Origin of the sequence: Bradyrhizobium sp. R2.2-H (genome assembly GCF_004346455.1) — a bacterium.
In the GTDB taxonomy this organism is placed as follows: domain Bacteria; phylum Pseudomonadota; class Alphaproteobacteria; order Rhizobiales; family Xanthobacteraceae; genus Bradyrhizobium; species Bradyrhizobium diversitatis.
Map to the genome: position 1 here is coordinate 390,696 of NZ_SMBR01000004.1, position 15,319 is coordinate 406,014.

The 15,319-nt window shown below is 64.0% G+C and carries 12 protein-coding genes; 5 read left to right on the forward strand and 7 right to left on the reverse strand.

The window, feature by feature from the left end; all coding sequences use genetic code 11:
• Positions 1-93 precede the first annotated feature (93 nt).
• Entirely contained in the window at positions 94-3,543 is a 3,450-nt protein-coding gene (locus EDE08_RS12840) for an indolepyruvate ferredoxin oxidoreductase family protein (RefSeq protein ID WP_131869100.1), read from the forward strand.
• A gap of 73 nt (positions 3,544-3,616) precedes the next feature.
• Positions 3,617-5,041, forward strand: a complete 1,425-nt coding sequence (iaaH, locus tag EDE08_RS12845; RefSeq protein ID WP_131869099.1) for an indoleacetamide hydrolase — start codon at positions 3,617-3,619, stop codon at positions 5,039-5,041.
• On the opposite strand, the gene EDE08_RS12850 is transcribed toward iaaH, so the two are convergent.
• A complete protein-coding gene (locus tag EDE08_RS12850) occupies positions 5,036-5,947 on the reverse strand; it encodes a LysR family transcriptional regulator (RefSeq protein ID WP_131869098.1) in 912 nt (303 codons plus the stop codon). The two genes, iaaH and EDE08_RS12850, sit on opposite strands and share 6 nt — an antisense overlap.
• A gap of 143 nt (positions 5,948-6,090) precedes the next feature.
• Here EDE08_RS12850 and EDE08_RS12855 point away from each other — a divergent pair, with 143 nt between their 5' ends.
• The 3 genes from EDE08_RS12855 to EDE08_RS12865 all read left to right on the forward strand — a co-directional run bounded on the left by EDE08_RS12855 (position 6,091) and on the right by EDE08_RS12865 (position 9,445).
• Complete coding sequence (locus EDE08_RS12855) at positions 6,091-7,242, forward strand: HlyD family secretion protein (RefSeq protein WP_131869097.1); 1,152 nt, start codon at positions 6,091-6,093, stop codon at positions 7,240-7,242.
• A gap of 105 nt (positions 7,243-7,347) precedes the next feature.
• Entirely contained in the window at positions 7,348-8,955 is a 1,608-nt protein-coding gene (locus EDE08_RS12860) for an MDR family MFS transporter (protein ID WP_131869096.1), read from the forward strand.
• 28 nt (positions 8,956-8,983) lie between these two features.
• Positions 8,984-9,445 carry a carboxymuconolactone decarboxylase family protein gene (locus EDE08_RS12865; protein WP_131869095.1) on the forward strand — a complete coding sequence of 154 codons (462 nt, stop codon included), beginning with the start codon at positions 8,984-8,986 and terminating at the stop codon, positions 9,443-9,445.
• Positions 9,446-9,556: 111 nt separating this feature from the next.
• On the opposite strand, the gene EDE08_RS12870 is transcribed toward EDE08_RS12865, so the two are convergent.
• From EDE08_RS12870 to EDE08_RS12895, 6 genes are all read right to left on the reverse strand, one after another.
• Positions 9,557-10,417, reverse strand: a complete 861-nt coding sequence (locus EDE08_RS12870) for a D-amino-acid transaminase (RefSeq protein ID WP_131869094.1) — start codon at positions 10,415-10,417, stop codon at positions 9,557-9,559.
• Positions 10,418-10,594: 177 nt separating this feature from the next.
• Positions 10,595-11,326 carry an amino acid ABC transporter ATP-binding protein gene (locus tag EDE08_RS12875; protein WP_061879045.1) on the reverse strand — a complete coding sequence of 244 codons (732 nt, stop codon included), beginning with the start codon at positions 11,324-11,326 and terminating at the stop codon, positions 10,595-10,597.
• Between the two features lie 12 nt (positions 11,327-11,338).
• Positions 11,339-12,031: an amino acid ABC transporter permease gene (locus EDE08_RS12880; protein WP_131869093.1), complete on the reverse strand. Its 693-nt coding sequence runs from the start codon at positions 12,029-12,031 to the stop codon at positions 11,339-11,341.
• 3 nt (positions 12,032-12,034) lie between these two features.
• Positions 12,035-12,766, reverse strand: coding sequence for an amino acid ABC transporter permease (locus EDE08_RS12885; protein ID WP_131869092.1), 732 nt, complete (start codon positions 12,764-12,766; stop codon positions 12,035-12,037).
• A gap of 117 nt (positions 12,767-12,883) precedes the next feature.
• Complete coding sequence (locus tag EDE08_RS12890; protein ID WP_131869091.1) at positions 12,884-13,795, reverse strand: amino acid ABC transporter substrate-binding protein; 912 nt, start codon at positions 13,793-13,795, stop codon at positions 12,884-12,886.
• An 87-nt stretch (positions 13,796-13,882) separates the two neighbouring features.
• Positions 13,883-15,280 carry a M20 family metallopeptidase gene (locus EDE08_RS12895; protein WP_131869090.1) on the reverse strand — a complete coding sequence of 466 codons (1,398 nt, stop codon included), beginning with the start codon at positions 15,278-15,280 and terminating at the stop codon, positions 13,883-13,885.
• Positions 15,281-15,319: the final 39 nt, after the last annotated feature.

Here is a 15,319-nt window from a genome sequence, read left to right on the forward strand (position 1 = left end):
AATTTTCGATTTGCACGGGATAAATAGGTAAGACCTACCAGCGACCCGGGCATAACCTTCCATCATCCGACAGGATGCCGCACGAGGTCCGCCATGGACGCCATTCCGTCACTTGATAGTTACGAGCTCTCCGACCGCTACGAGCGCCAGGAGGGCCGCGTCTTCCTCACAGGCACGCAGGCCATCGTCCGCGTCGCGCTCGATCAGGCGCGCCGGGACCGTACGGCCGGGCTCAATACCGCCGGCTTCATCTCCGGCTATCGCGGCTCTCCGCTCGGCGGCGTTGACCTCGAACTGTGGCGCATCCAGGAACGGCTCAAACGGGACCGCATCGAATTTCTTCCGGCCGTCAACGAAGACCTCGCGGCGACAGCGGTGCTGGGCTCGCAGCAGGTCGAAACGCAAGCCGACCGCGACGTCGACGGCGTGTTCGGGCTCTGGTACGGCAAGGGGCCCGGCGTCGATCGATCCGGCGATGCGCTCAAGCACGGCAACGCCTATGGCTCCTCGCCGCATGGCGGCGTTCTGGTGGTCGCCGGCGACGACCACGGCTGCGTGTCATCCTCGATGCCGCACCAGTCGGACGTCGCCTTCATGAGCTGGTTCATGCCGACGCTGCATCCGGCCGATGTCGGCGAATATCTCGCGTTCGGCGAATATGGCTACGCGCTGAGCCGCTTCTCCGGCATGTGGGTCGGCTTCAAGGCGATTTCGGAGATCGTGGAATCAGGCGCCTCCGTCGCGCTGCGCCCGCCCCGCGACTTCCGCACGCCCGACTTCACGCCGCCGCCCGGCGGCCTGCACTATCGTTGGCCCGACCTGCCGGGCTCGCAGATCGAAGAACGGCTGGAAGCGAAGAAGCACGCGGTCTACGCCTTCGCCAAGGCCAACCCGATCGACAGGCACATCTACGACATTCCGAACGCCACCTACGGCATCGTCACCACTGGCAAGGCGCATCTCGATCTGATGGAAGCACTGCGGCTGATGGGCCTCGACGAAGCGGCCTGCCGGAGCATTGGAATCGACATCTACAAGGTCGGCATGGTCTGGCCGCTGGCGCTGCATGACGCCATGGACTTCGTGAAGAGCAAGCGCGAGATCCTCGTGGTCGAGGAGAAGCGCGGCATCATCGAGAGCCAGTTCAAGGAGTATTTCTACGACTATCCCGGCGACAAGCCCGAGCGCATGGTCGGCAAGCACGACGAGCGAGGGACAAGGCTGATCTCCTGGATCGGCGAATTGTCGCCGCGGGCGCTCGCGGACGTGCTCGCGCGCCGGCTCGATCCGATGTTTCCGGGCCTCAATCTCGCTGCGCGTGCAGCCGCCTTGATGCCGGAAGCGGCGCGCACCATCAACGTCAGCGGCGCAACGCGAACGCCGTATTTCTGCTCGGGATGCCCGCACAACACCTCGACGAAAGTGCCGGAGGGATCCAAGGCCCTCGCCGGTATCGGCTGCCATTTCATGGCGAGCTGGATGGACCGCGAGACCTCCTCGCTGATCCAGATGGGCGGCGAGGGCGTGAACTGGGCGGCATCGTCGAGATTCACCGGCAACAAGCACGTGTTCCAGAATCTCGGTGAAGGCACCTATTATCACTCCGGCTCGATGGCGATCCGGCAGGCGATCGCAGCCAGGGCCAACATCACCTACAAGATCTTGTTCAACGATGCCGTGGCGATGACTGGCGGCCAGCCGGTCGACGGCCCGGTCAGCGTGCATGCCATCGCCCACAGCGTCCGCGCCGAGGGCGTGGCGCGTATCGCGTTGGTGTCGGATGATCCCGCACAGTTCTCGCCTGGCGACCTGCCGACCGGCGTCACCATCCACCCCCGCGAGGAGATGAATGCCGTGCAGCGCGAGCTGCGCGACGTCTCCGGCGTGTCGGTCCTGATCTATCAGCAGACCTGCGCCACCGAGAAGCGACGCCGCCGCAAGCGCGGGCAGATGGCCGATCCCAAACGCTTCGCCTACATCAACGACCTCGTCTGCGAAGGCTGCGGCGACTGCTCGGTCGAATCCAACTGTCTCAGCGTCGAGCCGAAGGAGACGCCGCTCGGCCGCAAGCGGCAGATCAACCTGTCGGCCTGCAACAAGGATTTCTCCTGCCTCAACGGCTTCTGCCCGAGTTTCGTGACCGTCGAAGGCGCGACGCGCCGGAAGAAAAGCGCGAGCCGGATCGACGCGGTCGGCCGCGCGGCCTCACTACCCCTGCCCACGCCCGCAACGCTCGAGCGACCCTACGATCTGCTGGTGACCGGCGTCGGCGGCACCGGCGTGATCACGGTTGGCGCGCTGATCGGCATGGCTGCACATCTCGAACGCCGCAGCGTCTCGGTCCTGGACTTCACCGGCTTTGCGCAGAAATTCGGTCCGGTGCTGAGCTACATCCGCCTCGCCGCCAGCCCCGACGCGTTGCATCAGGTCCGGATCGATCAGGGCGCGGCCGACGCGCTGATCGGTTGCGACCTCGTCGTCAGCTCCTCGCCGAAGGCGTCCGGAACCTACCGGAAAGGCACGCGCGCTGCGGTCAACACCGCGGAGATGCCGACCGGCGACGTCGTCCGCTTCCGCGACGCCGATCTCACCTCGCCAGCCCGCCTGCGTGCGATCGGCCACGTGATCGGCGAGAGCAATCTCGGCGCGATCAACGCCAATGCTCTGGCCGAACGCCTGCTCGGCGATGCCGTCTATGCCAACATCATCATGCTCGGCTTTGCCTGGCAACGCGGTCTGGTCCCGGTCTCGCTGCAGGCGCTGCTGCGCGCGATCGAGCTCAACGGCGTCGCCGTTGAACGCAACAAGCAGGCCTTTGCTTGGGGCCGGATCGCCGCGGCCGATCCGGATTTTCTGCCGAGCGCGGACGATGCGCCCAAGGCCGAGACCCTCGACCAGCTCATCGCCCGGCGCTTCGATTTCCTCACGGCCTATCAGAACGCGGCCTATGCCGCGCGATACCGGGCGATCGTCACAAGAGTCCGCAGCGCCGAAGCCGGCCTGAACAGCGAAGCGCTGACCGAGGCCGTCGCGCGCAACCTGTTCAAGCTGATGGCCTACAAGGACGAGTACGAGGTGGCGCGGCTGCACATGCAAAGCGGCTTCCTCGACGAGCTGAAGCGCGAATTCGAGGATGGCTTCAGCGTCCAGTATCACCTCGCCCCGCCGTTCCTGCCGTCGCGGCGCGACGCACGCGGACGTCCGCGCAAACGGGCCTTCGGACAGTGGGTCCAGATGCCTCTCAACATGCTGGCGCGCTTGAAGGGGCTACGTGGAACGCCCTTCGATCCTTTCGGCTACACCGCGGAACGGCGAGCCGAGCGGGAGCTGATCGCCTGGTATGAGGGCTTGATCGAACGGATGCTCGACCAGCTCGACACGACGCGTCTTGCAGATCTCGTCGCGATTGCAAAGGCGCCCTTGGATATCCGCGGTTATGGCCCGGTGAAGGATGCCGCGATCGGCAAGGTGAAGGCGGAAGTCGAGCGGCTGCTTTTCGAACGAGGCACGCCATCTCCGGCAAAGATCCACGCCACCGGTTGACGCGGCGCCCGCGAAGCTTCAGCTTCCGTGGCGGAGGCGCCCTGATGGCACCTCTGCAATCAGGTGACGCCTCATGAATTACGACGAGTTGACCTTGACCCAGGCCACGGCCGACCTCCGCGCCGGGAAAATCACGAGTACCGCGCTCACCCGGGAAGCTCTTGCCCGCGCCAAAGCCAACGCCGATCTCAACGCTTTCATCACGCTGGACGAGGCCGGTGCCCTGGAGGCCGCCGCGGCGTTCGACGCCAAGGGTGACAGGAGCAAGCCGCTCGGCGGCGTACCCGTGGTGATCAAGGACAATATCGAGGTGGCCGGGCTGCCCTGTAGCGCCGGCACCCCCGCGCTGAAGGATTACATTCCAAGGGCCGATGCACCTGTCGTGGCAAAGCTGCGCGATGCGGGAGCGATCGTCATCGGCAAGACCAGCATGCACGAGCTCGCCTTCGGCATTTCCGGCTACAACACCGCGTTCGAGGCCGGTGCCGAGTTCGGCGTACGCAATGCCTATGACAGGTCCCTGATCGCCGGCGGCTCCTCGTCCGGGACGGGCGCCGCGATCGGCGCGCGGATCATCGCGGGCGGGCTCGGCACCGACACCGGCGGATCGGTGCGCGTGCCTGCCGCCCTGAACGGGTGCGCCTCGCTACGGCCAACGGTCGGGCGCTATCCGCAAGACGGCATCGCGCCGATCTCGCACACCCGCGACACCGCGGGTCCGATGGCCGCAACCATGGCCGATGTCGCGCTGCTCGACCGCGTGATCGCCGGTGGCGATCCGGTCCTGCCTGCGGATCTCAAGCTGGTCCGCATCGGCATTGCCAGGACGATGCTGGCCAATCTCGATGGCGACACCGAGGCCGCCTTCCAGCAGGCAGTCGCGCAGATGAAAGCCCAAGGCATGGTCGTGGTCGAGATCGAGATGCCTCGACTGGCGGAGCTCAATGGCCAGGCCAGCTTTCCAGTCGCGCTATACGAGGCCTATGACGATCTGGTCGCCTATCTCGCCCACACCGGCACCGGCCTCAGCGTCGAAGCGCTGGCGCAGGAGATCTCCAGCGCCGACGTCAAGGGTACCTATGAGGGCCTCGTGATCCCGCGAAAGCTGCCCGGTCCCGACGACACGCTTGTCGACGCCAAGCCGATCTACGACGCCGCGGTCAAGATCGCGCGGCCTGCGCTTCAGGCGCTCTACGGCAACACGTTCTCCAGAAACAAGCTCGACGCCATCGCCTTTCCGACCACGCCGCGCGTCGCCATCCCCTCCAACCCGGACTCCAGCAGCCTGGAGAATTTCGCGCTGTTCATCCAGAACACCGATCCCGGCAGCAATGCCGGCATTCCCGGCATCCAGATCCCGATCGCACTCGGCGCCAGCAGCAGACTGCCGATCGGGCTCGAACTCGACGGCCCCGCGGGAAGTGATCGTCGTCTGCTTGCGATCGGCATGGCCCTCGACAGCGTGTTTGGCCGGCTGCCGCCGCCGCGTCATTCATGAATACGGATTGATCAGCTTCTGCTGCTCGGCGCTGTGGTGCGCGAGCAGGTCGATGAAGGTCCTGACCTTCGCCGACAGATGATGGCGATGCGGATAGACCGCGTTCATGGACAGCTCGACCGTCCGATATTCCGGCAAGAGGCGCACGAGGCGGCCGGTATCGAGATCGTCCTGAATGAGAAACCCCGCCATCAGGCAGACAGCGGCGCCCTCCAGTGCGACCTTGCGCAGCGCTTCCCCGCTATTGGTGACGAAGCTGCCCGAGATGCGAACGGAGGCCGGAGTGCCTTTGCGGTCAAGGAAGCGCCATTCGTCGCCAAACGGATAGTTCAAGTGCCGGCCGCAATTGTGCCCGGTGAGTTCGTCGAGCTTCTGCACCCGGCCGTGCTTCTCGAGATAATCGTGCGAGCAGCACAGCACGTGACGCCAGGTGGCAAGTCTCCGCACGATCAGGCTCGAATCCGGCGGCGGGATCATGCGCAGGGCAACGTCGTAGCCCTCCTCGATGAGATCGACATCGGCCTCGCCCATGCGCAGATCGATCCTGAGTTCCGGATAGGTCGACAGCAGCTTCGCCACGATCGGCGCGACAAGCGGCACCATGTGCGTGGCGACGTGAATCCGCAGCGTGCCGCGGGGCACCGACTGCAATTCGCTCGCGACGTCGTCGGCCTGTTCGAGATCTGCGAGAATCTGGGTTGAGCGATCGTAATAGGCCTTGCCGATTTCCGTGAGGCTCACCTTCCGCGTGGTGCGGTTGAGTAGCCGCACGCCGAGCCGGTCCTCCAGCGCCTGGACGTGGTTGCTCACCATGGTCGTCGACATGTTGAGGCGGCGGGCGGCGGCGGAAAACCCGCCGTTTTCGACCACGTGGACGAAGGCGGTGAGGCTGGTGAAGCGATCCATGGCTCAGAAGCTCCGATTATCCGTTATTACTGGATAATGCTTCAAATAATTCCGGGATTATCACAAAGGCCGGGACAACGCATCTTACCCTCGTCAATGCGGGCGTCCCTCCTCGAACGGGCGACCGGAATTTCGAGGATGTCATGTCAAACGCTTCTTATGTCTCTGGAACAACTGCAAAAATCGGCCTGCGGCTGTCTCGGCAGACAATCAATCGGGCGGCCATCGGCCTGGCGCTGATCCTCGGCATCGCGGTCGCCGGCGACTATGGCTACGACTATTTGAAGACCGGCCGGTACCTCGAATCCACCGACGACGCCTATGTGAAGGCCGATTCCACGATCGTCGCGCCGAAAGTGTCCGGCTATATCGCCAAGGTGCTGGTCGGCGATAACGAGAAGGTCAAGGCAGGCCAGTTGCTGGCCAAGATCGACGACCGCGATTTCAAGGCAGCACTCGACCAGGCCCGCGCCGACGTCGCGGCTGCCGAAGCCTCCGTGCGCAACATCGATGCCCAGCTCGAACTGCAACAGCCGATCATCGAGCAAAGCACGGCCGATGTCGCTGCCGCGGACGCCAATCTGAAATTCGCACAAGAGGAGCGCGCCCGCTACGACGACCTCATGAAGTCGGGCTCCGGCACGATCCAGCGCGCGCAGCAGACCGACGCGGCGCTGCGCGCCAGCAGCGCGCAATTGCAGCACGCGAAGTTCGGCCTTGTGGCTGCACAGCGCAAGATCGACGTGCTCACGAGCAAGCGTGCCCAGGCCGCAGCCCAGCTCGAACGTGCCCGTGCGGTCGCGCAGCAGGCAACGCTGAACCTGTCCTATACCGAGATCACAGCACCGGTGGATGGCACGGTCGGCGCCCGTAGCTTGCGCGTCGGCCAATACGTGCAAGCCGGCACGCAATTGATGGCCGTGGTGCCGCTCGATGCGGTCTATGTCGTTGCCAACTTCAAGGAGACCCAGCTCACGCATGTGCGGCCCGGCCAGCCGGTCGAGCTGTACGTCGACAGTTTCCGCAATCGGGCGCTGCACGGCCATGTCGACAGCCTGTCGCCGGCGAGCGGGCTGGAATTCGCATTGCTGCCGCCCGACAACGCCACGGGCAACTTCACCAAGATCGTGCAGCGCGTTCCGGTGAAGATCGTGCTCGACGACCACAGCCTCACCGGCCTGCTTCGCCCCGGCATGTCCGCGGTGCCGACCATCGACACCAAGGCGACCGTGCTGGCCGAGCGCGAGACGGCCAGGCGTCTCGCCGACAACATGCTAAGGCCGCACGGCGGCTGACCCGGACCCGGCAGGTTTGTCAAACCCTGCCGGAAGACCGTTCCAGAACGTCCTCGATTGTCGAAATCATCCGCATCCTGTCTCCGCAGCCGAGACGAGGCTTCCATGAGCACGCTTCAACCCGCCCTCAACGCGACATCCGCCCCCAGCATTCCCGCACCCGCCGCTCCGTCGGTGCCGGCCAAAACCTGGATCGCGGTGATCGGCGCAACGCTTGGCGCCTTCATGGCGGTGCTGAACATCCAGATCGTCAACGCCTCGCTCGCCGACATCCAGGGCGCGATCGGCGCCGGCATCGACGACGGCGGCTGGATCTCGACCTCCTATCTCGTCGCCGAGATCGTGGTGATCCCGCTGTCCGGTTGGCTGGCGCAGGTGTTCTCGATCCGCATCTATCTACTCACCAACGCGATCCTGTTCCTGGCTCTCTCCGCGGCCTGCGCGCTGGCGCAGGATTTGTCGCAGATGATCGTGCTGCGCGCCATCCAGGGTTTCACCGGCGGCGTGCTGATCCCGCTGGCCTTCACGTTGATCATCACCCTGCTGCCGCGCGGCAAACAGCCGGTGGGCCTCGCGCTGTTCGCGCTGTCGGCGACGTTCGCGCCCGCGATCGGCCCGACCATCGGCGGCTATCTGACCGAGAATTTCGGCTGGCAGTACATCTTCTACGTCAACCTCATCCCGGGCGCGATCATGGTCGGCATGCTCTGGTACGCGCTTGAGGCCAAGCCAATGAAGCTGTCGCTTCTAGCGGAGGGCGACTGGGCCGGCATCGTCACCATGGCAATCGGCCTGTCGGCGCTGCAGACCGTGCTCGAGGAAGGCAACAAGGACGACTGGTTCGGCTCACCCTTCATCGTCAAGCTGTCGGTGATAGCGGCGGTGGCGCTGACCGCCTTCCTGATCATCGAGCTCACGGTAAAGAAGCCACTCTTGAACCTGCGCCTGCTGGTGCGCCGCAATTTCGGCTTCGGCATGCTCGCGAACTTCCTGCTCGGCATCGCGCTCTACGGCTCGGTGTTCATCCTGCCGCAGTATCTGTCACGCATCCAGGGCTACAATGCCGAGCAGATCGGCATGGTGCTGGCCTGGACCGGACTGCCGCAGCTGGTGCTGATCCCGCTGGTGCCGCGCCTGATGCAGCGCTTCGACGCGCGGATCATCATCGGCGTCGGCTTCGTGCTGTTTGCGGCGTCCAACTTCATGAACATCACCATGACCAGCGACTACGCTGCCGACCAGCTGCTGTGGCCCAATGTCGTTCGCGCCATCGGGCAGGCACTGGTCATGGCGCCGCTGTCGGCGGTGGCAACCGCCGGCATCGAAGCCGAGAACGCAGGCTCGGCGTCCGGCCTGTTCAACATGATGCGCAACCTCGGCGGCGCGGTCGGAATTGCGATCCTGCAGACCGTTCTGACCAAGCGCGAGCAGTATCATTCCAACGTGCTGATGCAGTCGGTCTCGATATTCGAGCAGGCAACGCGCACGCGACTGGAGCAACTCACCCAGTATTTCGTCAATCACGGCGTCCTCGACCATGCGGATGCCGCGCATCGCGCCTATGTCGCGATCGGCCGTATCGTGCAGAAGCAGGCCTATATCCTGGCTTTCAGCGACACCTTCTATCTGCTCGGCATGGCGCTGATCGTGGCGCTGCTCGCCGTCCTCTTCCTGAAGAAGCCCGGCCACACCTCGGCCGGTGGCGCCCACTGACCTCAACCCAAGAAGCAAGGAGACAATCATGAAGCCTCGCATGAACTACCTCCAGGCCGCGCCGGAGACGATGAAGGCGTTGATGGCGCTGGAGGAGCAGATCCAGTCGACCGGCATCGAGAAATCGCTGATCGAGCTGGTCAAGATCCGAGCGTCGCAGATCAACGGCTGTGCCTTCTGCATCAACATGCACAGCGAGGACGCGCGCAAGCGCGGCGAGACCGAGCAGCGCATCTACCTGCTAAACGCGTGGCGAGAATCCCCTCTCTATACCGAGCGCGAGCGTGCCGCGCTGGCGTGGACGGAATCGGTGACGCTGATCTCGCAGACGCATGCGCCCGACGAGACTTACGAGCAGGTCCGCGCACAGTTCTCCGATGAGGAGACGGTGAACCTGACCATGCTGATCGGCGCCATCAACGCCTGGAACAGGCTCGCGATCGCGTTCCGCGCGGTGCATCCGGTGAAGGTGAAGGCTTCGGTAGCGTAGGCAACAACGCCCGCCCGATTACAAATCGTCATGCGCGGGCTTGACCCGCGCATCCATCCAAACGACTTCTGACTCGTGATGGATTGCCGGGTCAAGCCCCGGCAATGACAATCAAACCGCCGTCGCCTTGGCGAACTCCACGTAGATTTCGCGAAGGCGCGTTGCGATCGGACCTGGCTTGCCGTCGCCGATTGTCTTGCCGTCGATGGCGACCACCGGCTGCACGAACGAGGATGCGCTGGTGATGAACGCCTCCTTGGCGGCGAGCGCCTCGGCGACCGTGAAGCACCGTTCCTCGACGCGGAGCTGGCGCTCCTCGGCCAGCGCGATCACGGCCTTGCGCGTGCAGCCGGGCAGGATCGCGTTGGAATTCTTGCGGGTGACGATGACGTCGTCCTTGGTCAGGATGAACGCCGACGACGAGCCACCCTCGGTGACGTAGCCATCCTGCAGCATCCAGGCCTCGCCGGCGCCGGCTTCGGCCGCGGCCTGCTTCGCCAGCACCTGCGCCAGCAAGGCCACGCTCTTGATGTCGCGGCGTTCCCAGCGGATGTCGGGCACCGTGATGACATTGATGCCGGTCTTCGCCGCCGCCGCGTTGATGATGTCCTTCTCGGACGTGAACATCACCAGGCTCGGCTTGACGTCCCCCTTGGGAAACGGGAAGTCGCGCCCCTTGTCGGCGCCGCGTGTAACCTGGAGATAGACAAGACCGTCCTGGAGCTTGTTGCGCGCGATCAGCTCCTTCTGGAGCTCGGTGATGCGCTCGATCGTCTCCGGCAGCTTCAGCTTGATCTCCCCGACCGAACGCTCCAGCCGGGCCAGATGCGAGGCATTGTCGACCAGCTTGCCGTCCAGCACGGCCGAGACCTCGTAGATGCCGTCGGCGAACAGGAAGCCGCGATCGAGCACCGAGATCTTGGCTTCCGAAAGCGGGACGAATGAGCCGTTGACATAGGCGATCGGGTCCAAGGCGGGTCTCCTGGGAGGGAAGGGATTTGGCGCGTTTATACGCGAAATGAGTGGAGCAAGCACCCCACGTTTCGTCATTCCGGGGCATTTGCGCAGCGAATGAGGCCGGAATCCATAGCCACCATCGGGAGTATGGATCCCGGGCTCGCGCTATGCGCGCCCCGGGATGACGTCCGGTTAGTGGGAGAGAATCTTCGACAAGAACTTCTGCGCGCGGTCGCTACGGGGCTTGCCGAAGAAGTCTTCCTTCGCCGCGTCCTCGACGATCTCGCCGCGGTCCATGAAGATGACGCGGTTGGCGACCTTGCGGGCAAAACCCATCTCATGGGTGACAACCATCATGGTCATGCCCTCATGAGCGAGATCCACCATGACGTCGAGCACCTCGCTGACCATTTCCGGATCAAGCGCGGAAGTCGGCTCGTCGAACAGCATGACGATCGGATCCATGGCGAGCGCACGGGCGATCGCAACGCGCTGCTGTTGGCCGCCGGACAGGTTCGCGGGATACTTTTGCGCCTGTTCCTTGAGGCCGACGCGCTCCAGCAGTTGCATGCCTTTCGCCTTCGCCTTGTCGCGCGACCGGTCGAGCACCTTCTCCTGCGCGAGGCAGAGATTGTCGATGATCTTCAGGTGAGGAAACAGCTCGAAGTGCTGGAACACCATGCCGACCCGCGAACGCAGCTTCGGGAGGTTGGTCTTGGGATCATTGACCTTGATGCCGTCGACCAGGATATCGCCGCTCTGGAACGGCTCCAGCGCATTGACGCATTTGATCAGCGTCGACTTGCCCGAGCCGGAGGGGCCGCAGACCACGACCACCTCGCCCTTGGTGACGCTGGTGGTGCAGTCGGTCAGCACCTGGAAGCTGGGGCTGTACCATTTGTTGACGTGGCTGATTTCGATCATGAGCTTCTAGCCCTAGCGAATGATGGCGATGCGCGCCTGGAGGCGGCGGACGCCATAGGACGCGATACAGGAGATGGTGAAGTAAACGACTGCTGCGAACAGGTACATTTCGACCAGGCGCCCGTCGCGCTGCGCCACCTTGCTGGCCGCGCCCAGGAAGTCCGTGATCGAGAGAACGTAGACCAGCGAGGTGTCCTGGAACAGCACGATGGTCTGCGTGATCAGAACCGGAAGCATGTTGCGGAAGGCCTGCGGCAGCACGACGTAGCGCATGGTCTGCGCGTAGGTCAGCCCCAGCGCGCTCGCAGCAGCCGGCTGTCCGCGCGAGATCGACTGGATGCCGGCACGCATGATCTCGGAGAAATACGCCGCCTCGAACATGATGAAGGTGATGAGCGAGGAGGCGAAGGCGCCGACGCTGATCGGCCGCGAGGCGCCGGTCACCCACTGCCCGATATAGGGCACCAGGAAGTAGAACCAGAAGATGACCAGCACCAGCGGCAGCGAGCGCATGAAGTCGACATAGATTCCGGCGATGCGGCCGAGGATCTTGAAGCCGGAGAGCCGCATCAGCGCGAGTGCCGTGCCGAAAACGAGACCGCCAAGGGCGGCGAGCCCTGTCAGCGTCAACGTGAAGGTCATGCCCTCCAAGAACAGATAGGGCAGTGCGCGGCGGATGACGTCGAAATCGAGATTGCCGAACATCGCTTATTTCCCCGTGATGTAGCCGGGGATCGCGACCCAGCGCTCGAGGAAGCGCATCCCGGTCACGACGACGGCGTTGACGAGGAGATAGAGGATGGTCGCGGCGGTGAAGGCCTCGAACACCTGGAACGAGAATTCCTGCATCGAGCGCGCCTGTCCGGTCAGTTCGAGCAGGCCGATGGTGATTGCCACCGCCGTGTTCTTGATGGTGTTGAGGAATTCAGAGGTGAGCGGCGGCAGGATGATGCGGAATGCCATCGGCAGCAGCACGTAGCGATAGGCCTGTACCGTGGTCAGGCCCAGCGCGGTTGCTGCCATCTTCTGCCCGCGCGGCAGCGAACCGATGCCGGCCTGCAATTGCACGGCGACGCGGGCCGACATGAAGAAGCCGATGCCGATCGCCGCCGTCCAGAACGGCGCGTTCGGGAGCTGCTTCAGCCAGGTGCCGGCAGCTTTCGGCAGCAGCTCCGGCAGCACGAAGTACCACAGGAAGAGCTGCACGAGCAGCGGCATGTTGCGGAAGAATTCGACATAGGCAAAGCCGAACCAGTTCGCCCCCTTCGACGGCAGCGTACGCATCACGCCGACGATCGATCCGGTGATCAGCGCGATGACCCAGGCCAGCGCCGCGGTCTTGAGGGTCAGCACCAGGCCCGACAGCAGCATATCGAGATAGGTGCCGGTCCCCATCGGGTTCGGCTGGAAAAAGATTCCCCAGTTCCAGTTGTAGTTCACGTGTCCCCCGCGCGAACGCGCCAGTCATGGATGTCCTGAGCGCCTATGCAAATGTCCGGCCACCCTGGTGTCAAGAGTGGCCGGACATGATCCCGATCGAAAGATCGAGGTTTTATCTTACTTGTAGTCGTCCGGGTTCGGCGAATCCGTAGGCTTGGCGAACTCGTTCTTCAACTCGGCCGAGATCGGCGTGTTGAGGTTCAGGCCCTTCGGCGGGATCTTCTGGGTGAACCACTTGTCGTAGATCTTCTGGGCTTCGCCGGAGGTGTAGAGCGCAGCAGTTGCCGCATCGACCACCTTCTTGAAAGGTGCATCGTCCTTGCGCAGCATGATGCCGTAGGGCTCGGGCTTGGAGAACGCATCCTTGGAGATGACGTAGTCGCCCGGGGACTTCGAGCCGGCGACGAGGCTGGCGAGCAGGATGTCATCCATGACGAAGGCGACCGCGCGGTCGGTCTCGACCATCAGGAAGGCTTCGGCATGGTCCTTGGCCGGGATGATGTTGGCGCCGAGGTTCTTCGCAACGTTGGCCTCGGTGAGCTGCTTGATGTTGGTGGTGCCGGCCGTCGAGACGACGGTCTTGCCCTTGAGATCGTCGATCGACTTCAGGCCGCTCGACTTCTTGAAGACATAACGGCTGGCGGTCAGGTAGTGGGTGTTGGTGAAGGCGACCTGCTTCTGGCGCTCGGCATTGTTGGTGGTCGAGCCGCATTCGAGGTCGATGGTGCCGTTGGCCATCAGCGGGATACGCGTCGCCGACGTCACCGGGTTGAGCTTGACCTCGAGCTTGTCGAGCTTGAGCTCCTTCTTCACGGCGTCGACGATCTTGTAGCAGATGTCCATCGCGAACCCGACGGGCTTCTGGTTGTCGTCGAGATAGGAGAATGGGATCGAGGAGTCGCGGAAGCCGAGCGTGATCGCGCCGGTGTCCTTGATGTTCTTCAGCGTGCCGGTCAGCTCCTGGGCCCCGGCCTGGCTGACGACGAAGGTCGCGGCGAGCGCGAGCCCGATGCTACGGAAATGTTTCACTTTCTTCTTCCCCTTTCAGGATGATGCGGCCGGATGCAAGCACAAATCGGGCCGGATTAGAATGTGACTTTTGGCTGGACCAATGCCTCAGGTTAACGGGCCTGTCAGTGGTCCTGGCAATTCCCCGAGATCCCAGAACAGCCCGGCCATCACCGTCAAGGCCTCTTCGGTCAAGGGCAGCAGGATGTGCTCATTGGGCGCATGCTGGGAGCAGCCGGGATAGGAGTGCGGCACCCAGATCGTCGGCAGGCCCAGGATCTCGGAAAACACGTCGTTCGGCAGCGAGCCGCCGAAGTTCGGCAGCACGGCCGGCGCCTTTCCTGTGGTCTCCCTGACCGAATCCGCCGCCCATTTGATCCAGGGGCTGTCGAAATCGGTGCGCGATGCAGCAAAGCTCTGGGCCGCCCGCACCTCGACCATGGGAAAACCCTTTGCAACGAGATGCGCGCGGATTGCCTCGATCAGGCCCTCGACTTTCGTCCCGACCACGAAACGCAGTTGCAGCACGGCATTGGCGTGACCGGGAATGGCGTTCGCCGGCTTCTCGATATTGCCCGACGACATCGCCAGCACTTCCAGCGTGTTCCAGGCATAGAGCCTCTCGGCCGCCGACAGCCCCTCCTCGCCCCAGTTCTCCGCGAGCATCGGCTCGTCCGCGGTCGGCACCACCTGCACGTCGGCGAGGTAGCTGCGGATCTGGTTGGTGAGCCGCGGCGGCTTCAAGGCATCGAGCAGGAGACGGCCGTGGCCGTCGACCAGGGTCGAGATCGCGTTGACCAGGATGGTCGCGGGATTGGCGAGCACGCCGCCCCAATTGCCGGAATGGTGGCCGCCGTCGCGCAGATTCACGTCGAGATGAATGCGGATGCCGCCGCGGCAGCCGAGAAAGAGCGTCGGCCGGTCGGCGGACAGGCGCGGCCCGTCGGAGGCTACGAATAGGTCGGCCTTGAGCGCGTCGCGATTGAGATCGCAGACCTTGCCGAGATCCGGCGAGCCGATCTCCTCGCCCATCTCGACGATGAATTTCGCGTTGAAGCCGAGTTTGCCGCCGCGAGCGTCACGCACCGCGCGGAGTGCCGCCATATTGATGCTGTGCTGGCCCTTGTTGTCGGCGGTGCCGCGGCCGTAGAGGCGCGTACCCGCAACCGTCGTGCGCCAGGGATCGCGCCCCTCGCGCCATTCGCCCTCCATGCCGTCGACGACATCGCCATGGCCGTAGACCAGCACGGTCGGCGCCGACGCGCTCTCGTGATGTTCGGCCACCAGGAAGGGCGCCTTGCCGCTCGGGGATTCGACGATGCGGCTGGAAAAATCGAGCGCCGCGAAAGCCGGCTGCATCTCCCGTTCCAGATAGGCGCGCAGCTCGGTGCCGCGCGACGGGTTCTGGCTTTCGGTCCGATACGCGACGCGGCGGTCGAGTTCAGCGAGGAACGCACCGGATTTGAAGTCGTTCCGGGCGCGGGCGATGGCGTCGGCTCTGGTCATTGCTTACGTTTTCAAGGTTGTCGAGGCGGGCGAACGTAG

Coding starts and splice junctions, on each gene's coding strand:
- EDE08_RS12850 (WP_131869098.1), bottom strand. CDS start 5,947: ATGGATCGCTTCACCAGCCTCACCGCCTTCGTCCACGTGGTCGAAAAC.
- EDE08_RS12855 (WP_131869097.1), top strand. CDS start 6,091: ATGTCAAACGCTTCTTATGTCTCTGGAACAACTGCAAAAATCGGCCTG.
- EDE08_RS12860 (WP_131869096.1), top strand. CDS start 7,348: ATGAGCACGCTTCAACCCGCCCTCAACGCGACATCCGCCCCCAGCATT.
- EDE08_RS12880 (WP_131869093.1), bottom strand. CDS start 12,031: ATGTTCGGCAATCTCGATTTCGACGTCATCCGCCGCGCACTGCCCTAT.
- EDE08_RS12895 (WP_131869090.1), bottom strand. CDS start 15,280: ATGACCAGAGCCGACGCCATCGCCCGCGCCCGGAACGACTTCAAATCC.
- iaaH (WP_131869099.1), top strand. CDS start 3,617: ATGAATTACGACGAGTTGACCTTGACCCAGGCCACGGCCGACCTCCGC.
- EDE08_RS12840 (WP_131869100.1), top strand. CDS start 94: ATGGACGCCATTCCGTCACTTGATAGTTACGAGCTCTCCGACCGCTAC.
- EDE08_RS12865 (WP_131869095.1), top strand. CDS start 8,984: ATGAAGCCTCGCATGAACTACCTCCAGGCCGCGCCGGAGACGATGAAG.
- EDE08_RS12875 (WP_061879045.1), bottom strand. CDS start 11,326: ATGATCGAAATCAGCCACGTCAACAAATGGTACAGCCCCAGCTTCCAG.